The sequence below is a fragment of the Actinoplanes sp. NPDC048796 genome, assembly GCF_040650035.1.
In the GTDB taxonomy this organism is placed as follows: Bacteria; Actinomycetota; Actinomycetes; order Mycobacteriales; family Micromonosporaceae; genus Actinoplanes.
Window position 1 is genome coordinate 155,795 of the sequence record NZ_JBEZGO010000005.1, and the last position, 17,728, is coordinate 173,522.

Here is a 17,728-nt window from a genome sequence, read left to right on the forward strand (position 1 = left end):
TCATCCAGCACGCCGACAAGGCCGGGCGCCCCGGTTTGCAAACCCTGTGCCGCATGATCGAGCAGGCGCCGGCCTCCATGTGGAGCGTGGTGACGTTGAGGGTCCCGTTGCCGCCCGTTGGTGATCCTGGTGTGACCTGCCGAGTATTGCGGGTTGCGGCGGTCAGGACGTTCGCCCTTCTTGGCTCGTCGGGTGCCATCTCCGCTTCGCGATGTCGAGCCCCCGCACTTTGCCTCACGCTCTCCCGCCGCAGACGGCCTGACCTTCGAGCGTCTGCACTGAAGCCACTTCTAATCCCAGAAGTCGGAGACGCCGAGTTGACGGGCGGCGTTCAGGGCGGCTCGGCCGAGGACGTTGGTGTAGGTCGGGAACGAGAGCGGGATGCGGATGAACTGCTCCACCGGCATCGCGGCGGCCACGGCGACCGCGGCCACCTGGGCTATCTCGACGGCTCGTTCGCCGACGATGTGGCAGCCGATGATCTGGTGGGTGGCGGTGTCGACGATGAGTTTGCAGAAGCCGCCGGGGCGGCCGTCGATGATGGGGCGTACGACGTCGGCGAACTGTTCGGTGGCGACGACCACGTCGTGGTCGGCGCGGGCCTGGGCCTCGGTCGGGCCGACCTGGGCGTACTCGGGATCGGTGAAACTGCCGATCGGGTTGGCGGGTGGGCTCAGGCGGGCGTGGGAGCCGGTCACCGCGTTTGTCGCGGCCTGGAAGCCGTCCTGGACCGCGTGGGGTACCAGCATCAGGCGGCCGGTGACGTCGCCGGCGGCGTAGACGTGCTCGGCGCTTGTTCGCAGCTCGGCGTCGACCTGCACGTAGCCGCGAGCCGTGGTGGCCACGCCGGCCGCTTGGAGGTTCAGGCCCGCCGTGTCGGCCAGCCAGCCGATCGCGGCCACGGCCAAGGTCGCCTCCGCGCTGTGCGTCACGCCGTCGCTGGTGAAGACCATGCGTACGCCGGCCGGGGACTTCTCGAAGCGTTCGATGCGGCCGAAGCCCTCGCGCACCTCGATGCCGGCGGCGCGGAACGCGTCGGCCATGACCCGGGAGACGTCCTCGTCCTCGGTCGCCAGGATCCGCGGGCCGGCCTCGAACAGCGTGACCCGGGTGCCGAGCTCGGCGAAGACCGACGCCACCTGCGCGCCGGTGGCGCCGGCGCCGATCATCAGCAGCGACTCCGGCACCGAGGTCAGCGCCCAGGCGTCGCGCTGCGAACCCACCAGCTCCGCCCCGGGCACCGGCAGGAGCCGGTTGGTGCCGCCGGCGCACAGGATCACTTTGTCGCAGCGAAGGCGGAGGCCCGGTTCGGCTTCGATGGTGTGCGGGCCGGCGAAGCGGGCCGTGCCGGCGTGTTCGAGGATGGCCACTCCGGCCTCCTGGAGTTCGGCGCGCATCATCGAGCGCTCGGCGACCTCGCCGACGACCTCCCGGACCCGGCCGAGCAGCCGGGGGAAGTCGAGGACGGGGTCGCCGACGTCGATGCCGTACCGATGCAGGTGCCGTGCCTCGCGGCGCAGCCGGGCCGCCTGCGCGAGCGCGCGGACCGGCACCGGGCCCTCGGCGGCGGCCATGCCGCCCACCGCGTCCCGGGTGACGAGGACGGTCCGGGCGCCCAGGCGGGCCGCCCGCAGCGCCGCCGAGAGGCCGGCCGGGCCGGCGCCGAGGACGCCGACGTCGGCGCTTTCCACAGTGGTCATGTGACAGTCCCTTCGTTGGCCATGAGTACCCGCAGGAACATGAACAGCAGAATGCCCAGTGCCACCCCGAGGACGATCATGGCGACGTACGGCAATCGGTCCTTTTTGCTCATGTCTCACCTCGCCTGGTCCGGGCGACGAGGTACTCGACGCCCTTGGTCGTGAGGAACGACGTGATGACGGCGATCAGAATGGGGGCGGTCTGCAAGGCCCCGATCTGCGTCATGAACGCGGCCAGCAGCACCATCGAGAACGGCGCGGCGACCACCCCGCCCGGCACCGCCGCGAGCAGGCAGGTGAACGCCAGCCCCAGCGGCACTCCCGGGATCACCTGGTGGATCAGGACGCCGGCGGCTCCCCCGACGAACAGGGCCGGGAAGATCGGCCCGCCCACGAAGCCGCTGGCCTGGCTCACGGCGAAGGTGAGCATTTTCGCGATCGGTACGGCGATCAGCAGCCCGAGGCCCAGGCTCCCGGCCTCGCCGAGCACGGTCTCGAGCTGATCGCTGCCGGTGAACATGGTCAGCGGCAGCGCCACGCCGACCAGCCCGAAAACGGCACCGCCCAGCACGGGCCTCGCCATGGGAGGGAGCCTGAGCCGCCCGAACAGCGCCGCCGCGCCCTTGACGAACAGGCCCATCAACGCCACCACGACCGCCGCGACCAGGCCGAGGGGCACCCCGGCGACCAGGAGCCAGTCCTTGAACTCGTACCGCGGCACCTGATAGGCGTCGAGAAAGACGGACCCGGCGATGACGAAGTAGACGCCGAACGAGACACTCGAGGCGACGATCGTACTCAAGAGGGCTTTGACGTATCTCTGTCCTCCCGGCCGGGCGATCTCCATGATCATGGCCACCACGATCACCGTGCTGGAGAACAGTCCCCCGTACGCGCCGGCGAAGCCCGACAAGGTGTTCAGTCGCGCGTCGTCCTCGCTCAGCCCGCGCCGCCGCGACCACCAGCCGCCGGCGCCGCCACCGATGGAGCCCAGCGCCTTCTCCGGCCCGAGGCTGGCCCCGCCGATCAGCGACACCGCCGACACGGCGACGACCCCGGGCACCAGCTTGGCGTCGACGTGCTCCTCCCGCAGGTCGGCGATCAGCCCCGGAAGCTCCCCGGGCAGCCCGGTCAGCCGCCGCAGCAGCCCGACGGCCAGCCCCGCGCCGGCGGTGACCGCGATCCACCACCAGGCCCCGCCGAACCATCCCGGATCCGGCTCGCCGTACCACCGGCCACCGGCCCCGGTCGCCCCCACGAAGACCAGACCGGCGAAGGCGCCGAAAACCCCGAGGACGATTGCGTACGCGATGAGGACCCAGAACTCGCGCCGGCGAGTGAACGGCGGCGCCAGAACCGGTTCCCTCGTCGCGCTCACAATCAACGAGCGTTCCCGGCCTCCGTCCGCGACACCTCACCCCGTGCGGATGAAGGCTTGTCGAGGCCGTCGTACGCCGGTCCGGTCTGGGCTGGCCGATCCCGCGCCCCGGCGGCTTCACCTCCGACGCCCTCGCCCGGACCGAGTCGATCCGGGCCGGGCGGACCGTGGCCGCGCCGTTCGGCGACGTCCCGCTGACCCGGCGCACGGCCGTGGGACCCTGCTCGGGTGGATTTCTTCTTCTACTGCTGGGATCGAGACGGGACCGGGGAGCTGCGGCAGCGGCTCGTCGAAGAACACTGGGCGTTCATGGACCGGTACGCCGACGGGATGATCGCCCGGGGACCGACGCTGACCGACGACCTCGACGGGGCCACCGGCAGCGTCCACATCGTCGATCTGCCCGGCGTTCCGGCCGCACAGGTCTTCGCCTTCGAAGAGCCCAACTATCTGGCCGGGGTCTATCGCCGCGTCATCGTACGGCGCTACGTGGATCTGCTGGGACAGACCATGTGGGACTTCCCGGGCCGAGAGGAGGAGCGGAGGCGTTATCTGGTCCTCGCGCACGCCAAGCCGCTGATGGACTGGCCCGGAACCGAGCCGGTCCTCGACCGGAAGCGGCTCATCGCGTACGGCCGGCTCCTCTCCGAGGACACCGAGGACTGGGAGGGCGCGGCCGTGATCGGGGAGTTCGACGAGCCGGCGGCCATCGGGGACGTCTTCGCGGCGACCGGGGCGTACGAGACGATCGAGATTCATCCTTGGACCTTCGGCGGCCGCCGGTAGCCTCGGGCCATGGTCAGCTTCGACATCACTTCGATCGGCACGGTTCGCAACGAGCGGACGGATGTGCAGAACTCCGACTACTGGGGCGCGGTCCGCAGCACGATCGTCGTCGACGAACGCTTCGGCGACGCGTGCCTGCAGGGGCTGGAGCTCTTCTCGCACGTCGAGGTGCTGTTCGTCTTCGACCAGCTCGAGGAGCCCGGCGACTATCGCGAGCCGCGCCCGTACCGTGGCCGGGCCGACCTGCCACCGGTCGGCATCTTCGCCACGCGGGGCCCGCGCCGCCCCAACCGGATCGGCGTGACCACGTGCGCCATCGAGTCCGTCAGCGGCCGCGAACTGACCGTCGTCGGCCTCGACGCGGTCACCGGCACCCCGGTCGTCGACCTGAAGCCGGCCATGCGGGAGTTCACCGTGGCCGACGTCGAGCAGCCCGAGTTCGTCTCCAAACTCATGGCGGACTACTTCAGGCCGTGAGGAAGATCGGGTTGGTGAGCGCCGCCATCCGGCCGCCGGGGTGACGCACCTCGGCCCGGACGAACGCCGACTCGGCGGCGAAGGTGGACCGGCCGATCTCGCCGCGGTCGGTGTGAACGGCAACCGTTCCACCCGGGACCCCGCTCACCTCGGCGGTCACCACGACCTCGCGGCCACCGGTGCTCAGCCGTTCGCCGGCCTGGGCGCGGCGCTCGCCGACGGTGGCGGTGAACGACAGCTCGACGCCGGCCGACTCGGCGATCCAGCAATGTCCCCCGCGAATGCCGGCGAGCACCTTGTCCGCATCGGCCTTCTCGGCCCGTACGACCGTCTGAGGTGTGCCGATCTGGCCGGCGAGATGAACGTCGCTGTTGCCGATCGCCGGCCGCCACCGGCCGCGGCGAAGGTCCCTCTCCCATCGGGCGAGCGCCGCCTCGTTGTCGGCGTTCCAGGGCAGATCCGAGATCCACTGGCCGTTCCACACCTCGACCGCGTCGAAGTCCTCGAACGGGTGACGGAAGGTCCCGGTCGGATAGGGCGCGAACGGGTGCGCGACCACGGTCAAGCCTCCGGCGCGCCGAACCTGGTCGACGCCGTCGACGGCCTGACCGAGATCGAGACCCAGGGCGAGCCAATGTCCGAGATCGGTTGTCACTTCCTGGCCGAACACCACGAGAAGGTCTTCGCCGGCGTACGACTGGAACGCCCCATGGGTTTCCACGGTGTTGTGCTCGGTGACGGCGATGAAGTCGAGCCCGGCCGCGCGCGCCGCCGCCGCGATCTGGCCGGGTGTCAGCTCGCCGGCGTGGGAACGCTCGGAGTGGACGTGGCAGTCGCCGCGAAACCAGGGCATCAGGTCAGCGACGCCGTGGCCGCGCGCAGTTCGGTCAGGGCGGTCAGGGCGTGCGGCGCCAGGCCCTGACCGTCGTCGCGGTCGCCCTCGGACCAGCGGGCGTAGCCGCGCTTGAAGGCGAGCACACCCAGTTCGGCGGCGACCTGGGCGACCGGTTCGGGCACGCCACGGGCGGTCAGGGCGCCGGCCATGGCGGCGGCGAGGCCGACGCTTTTGAGGGCGTCCCGTTCCTGCAGTTCGGTGCTGGCGGCCACGGCCGCCTTGAGGCGGGGGCCGAGTTCGCGGTTGGCCGGGCCCATCGTGCTCGACGCGCGCGCCAGGCCGGCGGCGACCGCGTCGAGCGGGGCGGCCTCGGGCGGGGCGTCGGCGATGCCCTCGGCCAGCAGCTTCGACAGCGTTTCCTGACCGGCGACGAGCAGTTCCCGCTTGTCGGAGAAGTGCCGGAAGAAGGTGCTCTTCGTGACGCCGGCCCGCTCGGCGATCTGCGCCACCGTCGTGGCGTCGTACCCCTGCTCGGTGAACAGGTCGACGGCGGCGACGACCAGTCGTTGCGTCGTCTCCGGTTGCCATCGCGCCATGACGACCATCATAGGCGACGGGACAATGGTCCCATCATGCGCTACGGTGATGGGACAGAAGTCCCGTCACTTTTCAGGAGCATCCATGCTTGTCTTCGTCACCGGCGGCACCGGCACGATCGGCTCGGCCGTCGTCGCGGAACTGCTCACCAACGGCCACACCGTGCTCGCGCTGGCCCGCTCGGACAGTTCGGAGCGCACCCTGCGGGACGCCGGAGCGGAGGTGCTGCGCGGCGGCCTGGCCGACCTCGACGTTCTGCGCGCCGGCGCGGCGCGGGCCGACGGCGTCATCAGCCTGGCCTTCGGGCGCGACTACGGCACCCCGGAGGCCCTGGCCGCGTCCATCGCCGAGGAGAGCGCCGCGATGGCCACGCTGGGCTCGGCGCTGATCGGCAGCGGCCGCCCGCTCGTCACCGTCTCCGGAACGCCGTGGGTGCCCGGCCGCGCCTCCACCGAGGCCGACCCGGTACCGACCGACGGCCCGGTCGGCGCGCGCGGCCGCTCGGTGAACGCGCTGCTGGCGCTGGCCTCACAGGGCGTCCGCGCCACCTCCGTACGCATGCCCCGCACCGTCCACAACAACGGCCAGGGCGGCTTCGCCGGCTTGCTCACCGACGCCGCCCGCCACACCGGCGTCGCCGGCTACCCGGGCGACGGCACCCAGCGCTGGCCGGCCGTCCACGCCCTCGACGCCGCGGCCCTGTTCCGCCTGGCCCTCGAATCGGCCCCGGCCGGCACCGCCTGGCACGCGGTCGCCGACGAGGGCGACGCGGTCCGAGACATCGCCGCCGTCGTCGGCCGCCGCCTGTCCCTGCCGGTCGAGTCGGTACCCGAGGAGACCTTCGGCCCGTTCGGCCCCATCTTCGCCATGGACCAGCCCGCTTCCAGCACCCACACCCGCGAAACCCTGGGCTGGCAGCCCAAGCACCCGAGCCTCCTCGAGGACCTCGAAAACCTCCAGCCGTAACCTTCTTTTCCTGGCACGCCACTTGAGGACCCGCGAGAAACGGTGTGCGTGAGGGAATGGTCGTCACTTGCGCCGAGGAGCTTCGGTGGGTGCTGCCCGAGGCGGAGAACAATGCGTTCACAAGAACGGCGGCTCACTGGTCGGAGTCTCCCGCGTCCGCCGCGGTGCCGAGGGACGACGCCGTTGAAGCGATCGCGTTCGTCTGCGGACGTGGCGAGCCGCCGCCGCGGGCGGACCGGGTCGGAGTGTGAGTGGTGGCCCGTGCGGCGGGCCACCACTCAGGCGGGGCTTCAGAGGACTAGTTTGCCGTTCTTCACGCGTGGCCAGGTCTGGTAGTGGGAGGCATAGAGGCTCTGGCCCACCCACCTGGCGTCGGTGCGGACCGGGTTCTTCGGGGTGTAGGAAAAGAAATTCGAGGCGTCGTCGGGGCTTCCGGTGCCGTCGTAGCGGGCCACGGCCGGGTAGGGGAAGACCGGGCGGGTGCGGGCGCCGTTGGTGGCGATGATGCGGGCCGGCTGGTGGCCGGACTCCACCCAGGACATCAGCGGGGTCAGGACGTCGAAAGTGTCGGGGCCGGCGCCGCCTGAGCAATGGGCCAGGCCGGGGAACATGTAGAGCTTGGTGAAGCTGTCGGCGTCGCGCACCGTTCGGCGTACGGCGTCGTAGTAGATCAGGGTGCTCTGGGGGGAGATGTGCTGGTCGTTCCAGCCGTGCCACAGGATCAGCTTGCCGCCGCCGCGCTGGAAGGCGCTCAGGTCGGGGTTCGAGGCCGCCATGTACGACGATGACGGCATCACTGTCTTCCAGAAGGACTCGACGGTCAGTTTCAGGTCGGTCAGCTGGTAGGAAGGGCGCGGGTTGTTCGGCTGGGCCAGGTAGCGCAGGTAGGACAGGGCGAAGTTCTCACTCGCCACCGTCCGGCCCTGGGCCGCGGGGATGAACAGGGTCCATTCGAGTTCGGAACCCCACTCGTGGGAGAGGTACGGCTCCAGGCGGTTCCCCCGCGAGTCGGTGGCGCCGTCGTGCAGCTTGCGGACGACCGTGGCCTGCGCCGGCGAGAGGCAGGTGGCCGGGTTCTGGCCGGTCCGGCAGATCAGCGTCGACGGGTTGAAGTGGCAGAGGCGCGGATCGTCGATGACCGAGCCGCAGGCGGTGCGCACCGCGCTGTGAATCAGCGGCAGCTTGTCGGCCAGCAGGATGTCGTTGCCGTTGGCGTCCTTGTTGGCCAGCACGGTCCACGCGTGGTGGAAGGTGTTCTGTACGGCCATGTTGGTGGCGGGGGCGCCGGCGGCGATGCCGTCGAAGTCGCCGGGGTAGCGCTGGGCCTCCATCAGGGCCTCGCGGCCGCCGTCGGAGCAACCCGTGAAGTAGGAGTAGCGCGGGGGCTTGCCGTAGAAGGCCTTGATGAGGGCCTTGGCCGTCTGCGCGGTCACATGCACGCCGCGGTAGGCGAAGTCGATCTGGGCCTGGGGGTTGCCGGCGGCCCAGGAGCCGTCGTTGTGGCCCTGGTGGCCCATGTCGGTGGTGGCGCTGGCGACCTCGCCGTCGTCGACGGGCCGGCAGCCGGCGGCCTGGCCGTAGTTGATGGTGGCGCTGCCGCACAGGCCGCCGCAGCCGGTCTGTACGTAGCGCTGGGTCCAGCCCCGGAGGGGAAGGCGGGCCACGATCGTGGTCGCGGGGGCGATGGTGCCCCGTACCTCGCAATCGTCGCCGGCGACGGTGGCGGACGTGATGGTGACCGGAGCGTCGGTGGCCCGGCTCAGGTCGACGTCGCGTACCTCCGCGCAATTGATCCGGGGTCCGCGGGCGGCCGGATCAGCGGTGGCGGAGGCGGAGGCGACCCCGAGGACGATGACCAGCAGCAGTGAGGACGGACGGCGCATGGGGTCACCTACTCTGGGCCGGAGCGGGACGTACCGGCGGGTGTCGTCGAAGTAGTGGCCGGTTTCGGGGTCGATGCCGCGCACAGCACCCACCATCTCCGATCCGAAGAGGATGTTGTCAACACCGATCACCTTGACGAGGAGGTCGATGCCGGGCTGGTGGTAGACGCACGTATCGAAGAAGACGTCGCCCCTCACGGTCTCCTCGAGCGGCGGGCGGCCGAGCATGTCGGCCAGGCCGCGGAAACGGCCCCAGTGGTACGGGACCGCTCCCCCGCCGTGCGGAATGATGAACCGCAGGCCGGGGAAGCGCTGGAACAGGTCCGATCACGTGCCGGCCTCGCCGGCGGGCACGATCGGGGTGCCGTGGGTGTGGAAGGTGTCGATGGTCTTGAGGCCCCAGGCCTGGCCCTTGGCGCGTTCCTCGCGGGTCCAGCTGATGGTGCGCCAGTCGGGGGCGAGGATGAGGCGCGCGCCGGCGTTGCAGATCTCGACGCGGTTGCCGCCGGGCTCCCAGACGTACAGGAAGAAGGTCTGCTGAATGGCGTGTTTGTGGGGGCCGGTCTCGATGTGGACACCGGCGTCCAGGCAGACGTCGGCGGCGCGCAGGATCTCCTCGCGGGTGTCGGTGGCGAAGGCGACGTGGTGCAGGCGGCCGCGGCTGCCGGTCCAGTCCTCGGTGTAGACCAGGTCGTAGGTCTTGTTGCCGAGCGAGTACCAGACGGCCTGCGGCGAGCCGTCGTCCTTGACGATCTGTTCGGTGCAGCGGGCGCCGAGGGTCTCGCTGAGGAAGGTGCTCGTCTCGGGCACGTTCGCGGTCAGGTAGTTCACGTGGTCGAGCCGGCGCAGGTTGGCGCCGCGCCCCGGATACCTGGCCGCCTGGTTCTTCAGGGCCGGCCTGTCCGATTTGTCCGCCGCATACCACTCAGCGTCCCAATAGATCCCCATGTCGTGGCCGTCGGGATCGTCGAACAAATAGACCTCACCCAGACCGGGAACATCACTGGATGATTTGTCGGTTCTCAGCCCAGCGCGCAGACGATCAAGAGCCTGCGGACTGGCCGCCCGAAGGTAGGTACGGCCAACGCCCGCGTCGACGTTCCGGACGAGACGGACGGTCCACGACTGATAGTCGTCCCACGTGTGCAAGTAGATCGAGGAAGCGTCGCGGTGCACCTCCCGCAACCCCATCACGTCGACGAAGAAGTCGCGCGACTCCTCCAGCACCGCCGTCCGCAGCTCGATCGGCCCCACGTGGGCGATGTCCCGGCGCCGGTCCGGGTCGTGCGTGACGCTCATCCGACTGCCTTTCCGCTGCGCGGCCACACCAGGCCGTCGGCCAACTTGCGCGCCGTGCGCACGACGCTGCCGCGCACGAGCCGGGCCCGCGGCCCGAGACCTTCGAGTTCGCCGTACGCGTCGAAGAAGCCGTTGAGGTGCTCGACGCGCACCAGCCGGTCGCTCGCCTCGCCCCGCGCGCGCAGGGCGGCGGCCACCGACACCGCGCCGAGGACGCCGATCGCCGCTTGCACGCGGCGCGGGATGAACGTGCGACGTCTGCGCGCCGGTGACGATCGCCCGGCCCGGCACCATCGGAAGGAACCGGTAGTCATCGGCGTCCGGCGCCGCCGACGGCCCGACCACCGCGGCCTTGCTCGTCAGCGGGTGGCCACCGCCGAGCCCGTCGATCTGCCGCTCGTCGGGCGACCCCAGGACGCGCAGCAGGAGGTCGTCGCGGTCAGCGGGATCGTGCACCGTGGCCACTCCCGCGTCGCGCAGGGCCTCGATGGTGCCGGGTTCGGCTCGGCGCACGTTCCGGACGACGTGATGCGATGCCAATGGCGCCTCCTCCGTCGCAGCCATGTCTACGGCCCGCGCTGAAGCCAGTCAATGTTGTCTTCTCAATTGTCGACGATATGAGCACGTCAGCCGCGGCCGGCCCGGCGAGCGGGACCAGTTCGGCGCCCGCTCGTCGGCCCGGTTCGCCGAGATGCACGAGCTCGTTCAGCTCGCCGCGGTCAGGCCAGGAACTCGGCCACGTCGGCGGCGAACTCGGCGTAGTGCTGGAACAGGAAACCGTGGGCGGCGTCCGGGTAGAGCTTGAGCCGGGCGCCCGGGATCAGGCCGGCCAGCAGGTGCGAGTAGCGGGGCAGGATCATCGGGTCGCTGTCGCCGTTGGCGACGAACACCGGGGCCTCGATGCCCGTCACGCGTTCGAGCAGGGCGTGGTTCGGGATGCCCCACTCGGTCACGGCGTCGTACTGGGCCAGGCGCGTCTCCCAGGTGGTCGCCTTGTCGCGGTCGGCTGTCCGGGCGTACATCCGGCCCAGGGCCTTCTGCCCCTCCTGACGGCTGGCCTCGGAACCGGTGAAGAAGACCCCGAGGTAGCCCTCCGGAGTGGTCTGCGGGACGCCGACAGCGCCGATGACGTCCGGGGCCCAGCCGTGCATCCCGGCCGCGCCGCGCGGCGCCGCCGAGGCCAGCACGAGACGGCGGACGGCGTCGGGCCGGATCAGCGCCACCTCCTGGGCCACGAAGCTGCCGAGGGAGAAGCCGAGGACGTCGGCCTGGGTGATGCCGAGGGCGTCGAGGAAGGCGAGGGCGTCGTGGGCCATCCGGGTCACGCTCGGCGGTGTGACGCCGGTCGTCCCGCCGACGCCGGTGTTGTCGAAGGCGATGACCCGGCGGCCGGCGGCCAGGGTGTCGATCAGCGCCGGATCCCAGCTGTCGAGGTTGCCCCGGAAGTGCTGCAGGAGCAGCAGAGGCACCCCCGAGGATCCGGTCTCCCGGTAGGCGTAGTCGATCCCGTTCTGAGCGCTCACCAGCTTGTTGGGCGAGTCGATGTAGCTACTTGGCATGACGCCATGCTTCGTCCGCGCCGGCCCACCCACATACGGCGAATGACTGGCCGTCAGGGAAGTTTGGCCACCGTCAGCAGGACCACGCTGTCGTCCAGCGCCTCCAGGCTGTGCCGAGCGTCGGGGATGATGACGAGGTCGCCCGCCTCGGCGTCGCCGGCGTCCTCGCCCGCGACCAGACGGACCCGGCCGCTGAGGACCTGAAGGGTCGCGTCGCCCGGGCTGTTGTGCTCGTGCAGCTGCTGGCCGGCGGCGAGCGCGATGACGGTCTGCCGCAGGGTGGTCGTGTGGTTGCCGAAGACGGTGTGGGCGCCACGTCCGCTCGGCACGTCCCGGGCGGTGACCGTCTCCTTGGCCGCGAGCTCGGTCAGCGAGATCTTCTCCATGCTCCGACCCTGCCCCGCCCTCCGGGCGGGGTGCAGAGGCGAAAGTCCCGAGAAGGCGCTCGGCTAGCGGGCGCGGCCGGTGCGGAAGGCGTAGGCCACCAGGGCCGCCCGATCGCGGCAGGCCGTCTTGGCCAGCAGGTGGTTGACGTGGGTCTTCACGGTGGCGTCGGAGACGTGCAGGCGGGCGGCGATCTCGCTGTTGCTGTGGCCCTGGGCGATCTCGCGCAGCACGTCCTCCTCGCGGGCGGTCAGGCCGCTGTCGTCCCCGGGGACGGGGGCCACGCCGTACGGCGCCCCGCCGGCCAGCGCCTCCAGGAGACGGCGCTGCACGCTCGGGTCGAGCTGGGCCTCGCCCGCCGCCACGGTCAGGATGGCCTGCTGGATGTCCTCGGCGCCGGCGTCCTTCGTCAGGTAACCGCGCGCGCCGGCCTGCAGGGCGCGGAAGACGGTGGTGTCGTCGGCGTACGTGGTCAGGACGACCACCCGCGAGCGGGACCCGGCCGCCGCGAGGCGAGTCGTGGCCTCGACGCCGTCCACGCCCGGCATGTTGAGGTCCATCAGCACCACGTCGGGGTCGAGCAGCGCCACCTGCCGCAGCGCGTCGGCGCCGTCGAGGGCCGTGCCCACCACGGTGAGGCCGTCGAGCAGCCCCAGCATCATGGCCAGGCCGTCGCGGACGACCTTCTGGTCGTCGGCGATCAGAACGGTGACGGTCAATTTTCCCCCAGCGGCAGCGTCAGGCTGACATGCCATCCCTTGTCGGTCGGCCCGGCGGACAGGTGTCCCCCGGCCAGCGCCGCCCGCTCGGCCAGCCCGGTCAGTCCGAAGCCACCCGACGGCAGCTCGGTCCCCGGGCCGCCGGTGTCGGCCACGGTCAGCTCGACAGTGTCCGGGCCCCACCCCAGCGAGACCGCGACCGTGGCGTCCGGACCGGCGTGCTTCGCCGCGTTGGTGAGCGCTTCCTGGACCGTACGGTAGAGCGCCAGGCCGTTCTCGGGCGGGAGCGGCCGCGGCGTCCCGGTGACCGTCAGGGTGGCGCCGGGATGCCGGTCGACCAGGCCGGGAATGAGCGACGGGCCGGGCAGCCGGTCGCCGCGCAGGGTCTCGACCACCTGACGGGCCGAGGTGAGGCCGTCGCGGGCCATGCCGTGCGCGCCGGCAATCTGGTCGACCAGGCGCTGGTCGGCGCCGGTCTTGGTGGCCAGCAGGCGCGCACCCTCCAGCTGCACGGCCAGGCCGGCCAGCGTGTGGGCGAGCACGTCGTGCAGTTCGCGGGCGATCCGGCCGCGCTCGGCCAGGCGGGCCGCCTCCTCGCGGGCGGCCCGGGTGGCCGACTCCTGGGCCAGGCGCTCCTCGGCCTGCTCGCGGGCCGTGCGGTTGGCCTGCGCGAAGGCCGACGCCAGGAAGAGGAAGAAGCCGCCGATGGCCAGGTTGAGGAAGGCGCTGACGCCCTGCGACGAGTTGAGCGCCTCGGCCAGCGCGGTGCCGACCACCACGATCCCGCCGAAGACGAACGCGGGGACGCGGGAGAGCCGCAGGCCGATGCCGGCCACCGCCATGAAGCTGAGGATGTAGCCGGGCCCGGACGGCAGCATCAGGTCCATCAGGGCGCCGCAGAGGCCGGCCCCGGTGAAGCAGGCGGCGAGGATCCACGGATTCGTGAGCTTGGAGTACGTGCCGGTCAGCCACAGCGCGATCCCGGCCACCACCACGACGGGGAACGCGGCCCGGGCCGCTCCCGACGAGGGGAGACCGGCCAGGACCGCGTTCACCGCGATCACCACCGCGCTGGCGTAGACCAGCACCCGGAAGGTGCGTCGTGCGTTCACCGCGCCATTGTCCCGGACAGCTCGGGCTGCCGGAGGCGGGCGGCGGAGACCATCAGCACGACCAGGCGGGAGAGCACCATCGCCAGCGAGAGCACCACGAAGGCGGCGGTCCAGGCGTCGGCGCCGGTGATGAGGTGGGTGCGCGAGAAGTCGACCAGGCCCTGGGTGAACCAGTGGTCGGCGCCGTAGATGAACAGCATGCGCCCGGCGGTCACCGCGATCCAGATCGCCGCGAAGCCGAAGCCGGCCGTGGTCAGGATCCGCCCGGTCGACGCGTCCCGGCGCACCCGGACGAACAGCCCGGACACGACGCCCAGCAGCACACCGGCGGCCAGGCCGGCCAGCACCAGCGGCACGTCGTTGCCCTCGGTCGGGAACGAGTGGAGGTAGAAGGCGGCGACGGCCAGCACGATGACGACCGGGCGCAGGAGCCGCTTGCCGGTGAACTCGTGGGTGCCGAGCGCGGTGGTGAGCATGAGAACGAGGATGCCGAGGCTGATCAGGTAGTTCGTCATGCCATAGACGATCCCGGCTTCGCGGGCGCGGCGAATCGGCGTACGGATGGAACTCCGGTCTCCACCCCAGGGTGGAGACCGATCCGGCCGGCCAGCTGAGCCCGGGAGGTCACCGCGAGTTTGGGGAAGATCCGGTAGAGGTGCGAGCCGACCGTGCGCGGCGACAGGAACATCCGCTGGCCGATCTCGCGGTTGGACAGCCCGTCGGCCGCGAACCGGGCGATCTGAAGCTCCTGCGCCGACAGGAGGCCGGCGGCCGGCACCCCGCCGGACGCGCGCAGTTCGCGTCCGGCCCGGCGCGCCCAGGTGGCGGCGCCGAGCACTTCGAACGTGTGCCGCGCCGACTCGACCGGCAGCCGCGACTCGCTGACCCGCCGCTGCCGGCGCAGCCAGGACCCGTACTCCAAATCGATCCGCGCGGCCAGCCACGGCGACCTCGCCGCTTGGCGCGCCCGCACGAACGAGTCCTCGTCGCCGTCGAGCAGGGCGCGCACGTACGGATCCCGGATCCGCGGCATCGCGTCCCGCTTGCCGCAGCGCAGGGCGGCCTCGGCGAGGTGCCCGGCGGCGTCGACCGGTCGCGGTCCGTCCATCAAGGACGACAGCGTGGTGTACGCCTCGGCGTAGCGCTCGGCGCTCAACAGGGCCACGCCCCGGGCGTACCGCACGGCGGTCGCGGTCAGCGGGCCGCCCAGGATCTCGGCCTCGGCGGCGTGCCGTCCCGAGCTCTCGGTCTCGCCGCGCACCGCCTCGACCAGGGCGATCGTCGCGGTCGCGCGGGCACGCCAGGCCGGCTGTCCGGTACGTTCGGCCAGCACCCGGCATTCGGTGGCGGCCGACGCCGCGGCCGGCCAGTCGCCGGCGGCCACGGCGGCCTCGGCCCGCAGCGCCAGCACGTGAACGAGCAGTCCGAGCCGCCCGCCGCGCCGCAGCGCCGCCGCCTCCGCGGTCAGCAGATCGCCGGCCCGCACCACGTCCCCACCGGCCAGCGCGGTCAGCCCGAGCTCCGGCCCGCTCCCCTCAGCCTCACCCGCGACCGCCCGAGCCCCAACCGTCCGAGTCCCAGCCCCGACCGTCCGAGTCCCAGCCCCGACCGTCCGAGCCCCAGCCCCGACCGCCCGGACGGCGGTCGCCCGGGGATCGCCGGCCACGTCGCCGAGCGCCGCCAGCACGGCCGGCAACGCCGACGCGGCCGGGCCGTCCCACGTGATCAGGGACAGCCCGGCCGCCGTGACCAGCGTGTCGAGCGCCGCCCCGGGCTCGCGGGCGGCGGCCAGCCCGGCCGCCGCCCGCGTCAACTCGGCGATCGCGTCGTGCGGCCGCGCCGCGAAACGGGCACGGATCGCTCGTACCCGGGCGTCTCCCGGGTCCGCGTGGTCGAGCAGCGCCGCCGCCCGCTCCGTCCACCCGTGCGCGAACGCGCGCTCGATCTCGTCCGTCCGCTCACCGCCGGCCGGCGGCCGGCCCACCCGGCGGAGCACCTTCCGGCGCCGCCGCCGGCGTTCCCGTTCCCTCTCGATCGTGCTCATGGGCCGAAGTTAGAACCGCCCAGTAGAGGACCAGTGACCATCGAGTGACACCACTCAGCCGCCCGTGATGCTCCAGTGCCACGGCTCGGACGGCAGGTTGACGAAGCCGTACTCGTCCGCGTGCAGTTGCAGCCACTTGAAGGCCGGGCTCTTCGAGGTGAGCGTCTTGCCGCCGGACGTGACGTCGACGGCCAGGCCGATCTCGTGCAGCGACCGGCCCGGAACGGCGGTGGGCACCCGGCACGACGAGGACGGCGCCGTGTAGATGTCCGGGCAGCCGTTGATCTTCCGCAGCTCGATCTGGCGCTGCTTGGTGCGGAAGCCGCCGCCCGAGATGTCGATGCCGGCCTTTTCAGCGTCGTCGACCATGCGCCGGTAGGCGTACGAGACGGTGCGGTGAACCGTCGTTCCGTAGATCACGACCGTGTCGGCGGTGGTGAAGGCCGGCCGGACCGCCGTCACCACGCTCCTGCTCACGGCGGCGGCCTGGCCGGCCAGCTCGGCCGGGGTCTTCAGGGCCGCGATCTTCTGCTCGGTCAGCACGATCGCCGCCGAGGCCGACTTCACCGAGTTGTTCGCGGTGGTCAGGGCGGCCGTCGCCGCCGACGACGAGGACCGGGCCTGGGCCAGGGCCGTCGCCGCGGCACGCGCTTGGGTGGTACGGACGGTGAGGGTCTTCTGCGCGGCCGTGACCCCGTTCCGGGCGATGGTGACAGCGGACTTGTGGCGCGGCTTCACCTTCGACAGCTTCTTCCGGGCCGCCGTCACCGCCGCCCTGGCCGCCGTCACGCGGTCCTTGGCCGTCTTGTCGGCGTTCGTGGCCGCGGTGACCTGCTTGGCGGCCACGGACAGGGCCGCCGTGGCCCGGGTGACCTCCACGGTGCGGGTCGTCACGGTCGTGCGCTGGGTGGCGAGTGTCTGGCGCAGCTGCGCGCCGGTGGCGGTCACGGTGAGGCTGCGGTACATCAGGCTGGTCCAGCTCTGCGCGGCGGCCGGGACGGCCGCCTCGGCCGGAGCCTGCATGCCGGCGGTGGCGAGAGCGGCAGCGACGATCGCGGTGGTGACGGACCGTCGGGCTCGGGATCGGGTTTCCTGTCGTTTCGTCACCCGGCAAAGATGGTGTCGCCCGGGTGCAGCCCCAGGGCCGTCCCGGGTGCGAACCAGGTGTCACGGCACGAGCACGACCACCTTGCCGCTCACTTTGTTGTCCTCCACGTCCCGGTGCGCGTCGCGGATCCGCTCGAACGGGTAGACGGTGACCGGCCCCAGATCGAGCGTGCCGGCCGCGATCCGGTCGAGGCTGTCCTGCAGCACGGCCGGCGACAGCGAGGTGGCGTCGCCGCGTCGACCCCGTCCGGATAGAGCGCGCGGACCCGCTCGGCCACCTTCCCGTCGTCCAGCAGCGCGTGGTCGGCGGTCAGCTCGGCCAGGCGGCCGGGCTGGCGCGTGGTGGCCAGGACGGTGGCGCCCATGCTTGCGGCCAGCGCCGCCGTCGCGTACCCCAGAGCCGATGTTCCGCCCCGGATGAGCAGGGTCTGGCCGGGTCGCAGGTCAAGACCGACGGTCAGGGAGCCGTACGCCGTCTGAAGCCTCTCCGGTACGGCGCCCACCGTCGCCCACGGTAGTGCCGACGCGAACGGGATCACCTGCCGTCGCGGCACCACCGTGTACTCGGCGTAGCCGCCGTCGAAGCTGCGGCCCATTCCGCCCATCATCGCCACCACCTGCTGTCCCGGGGACAGGTCGGTGCCGGGCGCCTCGTCGACCAGGCCCACGGCCTCGATCCCGGGAACGATCGGGAAGCGGGCGTTCTCCGCGTACCCCAGGCGCAGATGGAGCTCGGACCGGTTGAGACCGAAGGCTTTCACGCGGATGCGCACGTCGCCGGGACCCGGCACGGGCAGCGGCCGCTCGCGGATCTCAAGGTGCTCCACGGGTCCGGGCGAGGTCAGGACGACGGCTCTCATGGCTTATAGTTTCCACGGAATT

18 protein-coding genes and 2 pseudogenes are annotated in these 17,728 nt (G+C 71.8%); 3 read left to right on the top strand and 17 right to left on the bottom strand.

Annotation, left to right across the window (positions count from 1 at the left end; translation table 11 throughout):
• Nucleotides 1-290: 290 nt before the first annotated feature.
• Nucleotides 291-1,700, bottom strand: coding sequence for an NAD(P)/FAD-dependent oxidoreductase (locus AB0C26_RS22365; protein WP_360250488.1), 1,410 nt, complete (start codon nucleotides 1,698-1,700; stop codon nucleotides 291-293).
• Nucleotides 1,701-1,809: 109 nt separating this feature from the next.
• A complete protein-coding gene (locus AB0C26_RS22370) occupies nucleotides 1,810-3,078 on the bottom strand; it encodes a chloride channel protein (RefSeq protein ID WP_360250491.1) in 1,269 nt (422 codons plus the stop codon).
• Nucleotides 3,079-3,306: 228 nt separating this feature from the next.
• Between AB0C26_RS22370 and AB0C26_RS22375 the strand changes: the two genes are divergently transcribed.
• Both AB0C26_RS22375 and AB0C26_RS22380 read left to right on the top strand, forming a co-directional pair.
• Nucleotides 3,307-3,864: a YciI family protein gene (locus AB0C26_RS22375; RefSeq protein WP_360250494.1), complete on the top strand. Its 558-nt coding sequence runs from the start codon at nucleotides 3,307-3,309 to the stop codon at nucleotides 3,862-3,864.
• Nucleotides 3,865-3,873: 9 nt separating this feature from the next.
• Complete coding sequence (locus AB0C26_RS22380; protein ID WP_360250497.1) at nucleotides 3,874-4,341, top strand: SAM-dependent methyltransferase; 468 nt, start codon at nucleotides 3,874-3,876, stop codon at nucleotides 4,339-4,341.
• Here AB0C26_RS22380 and AB0C26_RS22385 read toward each other — a convergent pair.
• Both AB0C26_RS22385 and AB0C26_RS22390 read right to left on the bottom strand, forming a co-directional pair.
• Nucleotides 4,331-5,194 carry a CehA/McbA family metallohydrolase gene (locus tag AB0C26_RS22385; RefSeq protein WP_360250500.1) on the bottom strand — a complete coding sequence of 288 codons (864 nt, stop codon included), beginning with the start codon at nucleotides 5,192-5,194 and terminating at the stop codon, nucleotides 4,331-4,333. The two genes, AB0C26_RS22380 and AB0C26_RS22385, sit on opposite strands and share 11 nt — an antisense overlap.
• Nucleotides 5,194-5,772 (bottom strand): helix-turn-helix domain-containing protein, encoded by a 579-nt coding sequence (locus AB0C26_RS22390; protein WP_360250503.1) that lies wholly within the window; start codon nucleotides 5,770-5,772, stop codon nucleotides 5,194-5,196. The genes AB0C26_RS22385 and AB0C26_RS22390 overlap by 1 nt, the downstream gene beginning before the upstream one ends.
• An 85-nt stretch (nucleotides 5,773-5,857) precedes the next feature.
• On the opposite strand from AB0C26_RS22390, the gene AB0C26_RS22395 reads away from it, so the two are divergent.
• Nucleotides 5,858-6,739 (top strand): SDR family oxidoreductase, encoded by an 882-nt coding sequence (locus AB0C26_RS22395; protein WP_360250506.1) that lies wholly within the window; start codon nucleotides 5,858-5,860, stop codon nucleotides 6,737-6,739.
• A 290-nt stretch (nucleotides 6,740-7,029) separates the two neighbouring features.
• On the opposite strand, the gene AB0C26_RS22400 is transcribed toward AB0C26_RS22395, so the two are convergent.
• From AB0C26_RS22400 to AB0C26_RS22460, 13 genes and pseudogenes are all read right to left on the bottom strand, one after another.
• On the bottom strand, nucleotides 7,030-8,943 hold the full coding sequence (locus AB0C26_RS22400) for a tannase/feruloyl esterase family alpha/beta hydrolase (protein ID WP_360251629.1): 1,914 nt from the start codon (nucleotides 8,941-8,943) through the stop codon (nucleotides 7,030-7,032).
• A gap of 6 nt (nucleotides 8,944-8,949) precedes the next feature.
• Nucleotides 8,950-9,921 carry a VOC family protein gene (locus AB0C26_RS22405; RefSeq protein WP_360251632.1) on the bottom strand — a complete coding sequence of 324 codons (972 nt, stop codon included), beginning with the start codon at nucleotides 9,919-9,921 and terminating at the stop codon, nucleotides 8,950-8,952.
• A complete protein-coding gene (locus tag AB0C26_RS22410) occupies nucleotides 9,918-10,154 on the bottom strand; it encodes a hypothetical protein (RefSeq protein ID WP_360251667.1) in 237 nt (78 codons plus the stop codon). The genes AB0C26_RS22405 and AB0C26_RS22410 overlap by 4 nt, the downstream gene beginning before the upstream one ends.
• Before the next feature lie 127 nt (nucleotides 10,155-10,281).
• A pseudogene (locus tag AB0C26_RS22415) lies at nucleotides 10,282-10,485 on the bottom strand (PrpF domain-containing protein); the annotation flags it as partial.
• Between the two features lie 155 nt (nucleotides 10,486-10,640).
• Nucleotides 10,641-11,480, bottom strand: a complete 840-nt coding sequence (locus AB0C26_RS22420; RefSeq protein WP_360250509.1) for an alpha/beta hydrolase — start codon at nucleotides 11,478-11,480, stop codon at nucleotides 10,641-10,643.
• Nucleotides 11,481-11,533: 53 nt separating this feature from the next.
• Nucleotides 11,534-11,866 carry a cupin domain-containing protein gene (locus AB0C26_RS22425; RefSeq protein WP_360250512.1) on the bottom strand — a complete coding sequence of 111 codons (333 nt, stop codon included), beginning with the start codon at nucleotides 11,864-11,866 and terminating at the stop codon, nucleotides 11,534-11,536.
• Between the two features lie 63 nt (nucleotides 11,867-11,929).
• On the bottom strand, nucleotides 11,930-12,583 hold the full coding sequence (locus tag AB0C26_RS22430; RefSeq protein WP_360250515.1) for a response regulator transcription factor: 654 nt from the start codon (nucleotides 12,581-12,583) through the stop codon (nucleotides 11,930-11,932).
• A complete protein-coding gene (locus AB0C26_RS22435; RefSeq protein WP_360250518.1) occupies nucleotides 12,580-13,695 on the bottom strand; it encodes a histidine kinase in 1,116 nt (371 codons plus the stop codon). The genes AB0C26_RS22430 and AB0C26_RS22435 overlap by 4 nt, the downstream gene beginning before the upstream one ends.
• Nucleotides 13,692-14,210: a hypothetical protein gene (locus AB0C26_RS22440; protein WP_360250521.1), complete on the bottom strand. Its 519-nt coding sequence runs from the start codon at nucleotides 14,208-14,210 to the stop codon at nucleotides 13,692-13,694. The genes AB0C26_RS22435 and AB0C26_RS22440 overlap by 4 nt, the downstream gene beginning before the upstream one ends.
• Entirely contained in the window at nucleotides 14,207-15,739 is a 1,533-nt protein-coding gene (locus AB0C26_RS22445) for a LuxR C-terminal-related transcriptional regulator (RefSeq protein WP_360250524.1), read from the bottom strand. The genes AB0C26_RS22440 and AB0C26_RS22445 overlap by 4 nt, the downstream gene beginning before the upstream one ends.
• A 54-nt stretch (nucleotides 15,740-15,793) precedes the next feature.
• A complete protein-coding gene (locus AB0C26_RS22450) occupies nucleotides 15,794-16,846 on the bottom strand; it encodes a M15 family metallopeptidase (RefSeq protein ID WP_360250527.1) in 1,053 nt (350 codons plus the stop codon).
• Nucleotides 16,847-16,906: 60 nt separating this feature from the next.
• Nucleotides 16,907-17,053: a zinc-binding dehydrogenase gene (locus AB0C26_RS22455; RefSeq protein ID WP_360250530.1), complete on the bottom strand. Its 147-nt coding sequence runs from the start codon at nucleotides 17,051-17,053 to the stop codon at nucleotides 16,907-16,909.
• A 458-nt stretch (nucleotides 17,054-17,511) separates the two neighbouring features.
• Nucleotides 17,512-17,706: pseudogene (locus tag AB0C26_RS22460) on the bottom strand (NADPH:quinone reductase); the annotation flags it as partial.
• Between the last annotated feature and the right edge of the window lie 22 nt (nucleotides 17,707-17,728).

Bases quoted from the DNA above. Each gene is read 5' to 3' on its own strand.
- AB0C26_RS22365 (WP_360250488.1), bottom strand. From the start codon at position 1,700: ATGACCACTGTGGAAAGCGCCGACGTCGGCGTCCTCGGCGCCGGCCCG.
- AB0C26_RS22380 (WP_360250497.1), top strand. From the start codon at position 3,874: ATGGTCAGCTTCGACATCACTTCGATCGGCACGGTTCGCAACGAGCGG.
- AB0C26_RS22385 (WP_360250500.1), bottom strand. From the start codon at position 5,194: ATGCCCTGGTTTCGCGGCGACTGCCACGTCCACTCCGAGCGTTCCCAC.
- AB0C26_RS22390 (WP_360250503.1), bottom strand. From the start codon at position 5,772: ATGGCGCGATGGCAACCGGAGACGACGCAACGACTGGTCGTCGCCGCC.
- AB0C26_RS22395 (WP_360250506.1), top strand. From the start codon at position 5,858: ATGCTTGTCTTCGTCACCGGCGGCACCGGCACGATCGGCTCGGCCGTC.
- AB0C26_RS22405 (WP_360251632.1), bottom strand. From the start codon at position 9,921: ATGAGCGTCACGCACGACCCGGACCGGCGCCGGGACATCGCCCACGTG.
- AB0C26_RS22420 (WP_360250509.1), bottom strand. From the start codon at position 11,480: ATGCCAAGTAGCTACATCGACTCGCCCAACAAGCTGGTGAGCGCTCAG.
- AB0C26_RS22425 (WP_360250512.1), bottom strand. From the start codon at position 11,866: ATGGAGAAGATCTCGCTGACCGAGCTCGCGGCCAAGGAGACGGTCACC.
- AB0C26_RS22440 (WP_360250521.1), bottom strand. From the start codon at position 14,210: ATGACGAACTACCTGATCAGCCTCGGCATCCTCGTTCTCATGCTCACC.
- AB0C26_RS22445 (WP_360250524.1), bottom strand. From the start codon at position 15,739: ATGAGCACGATCGAGAGGGAACGGGAACGCCGGCGGCGGCGCCGGAAG.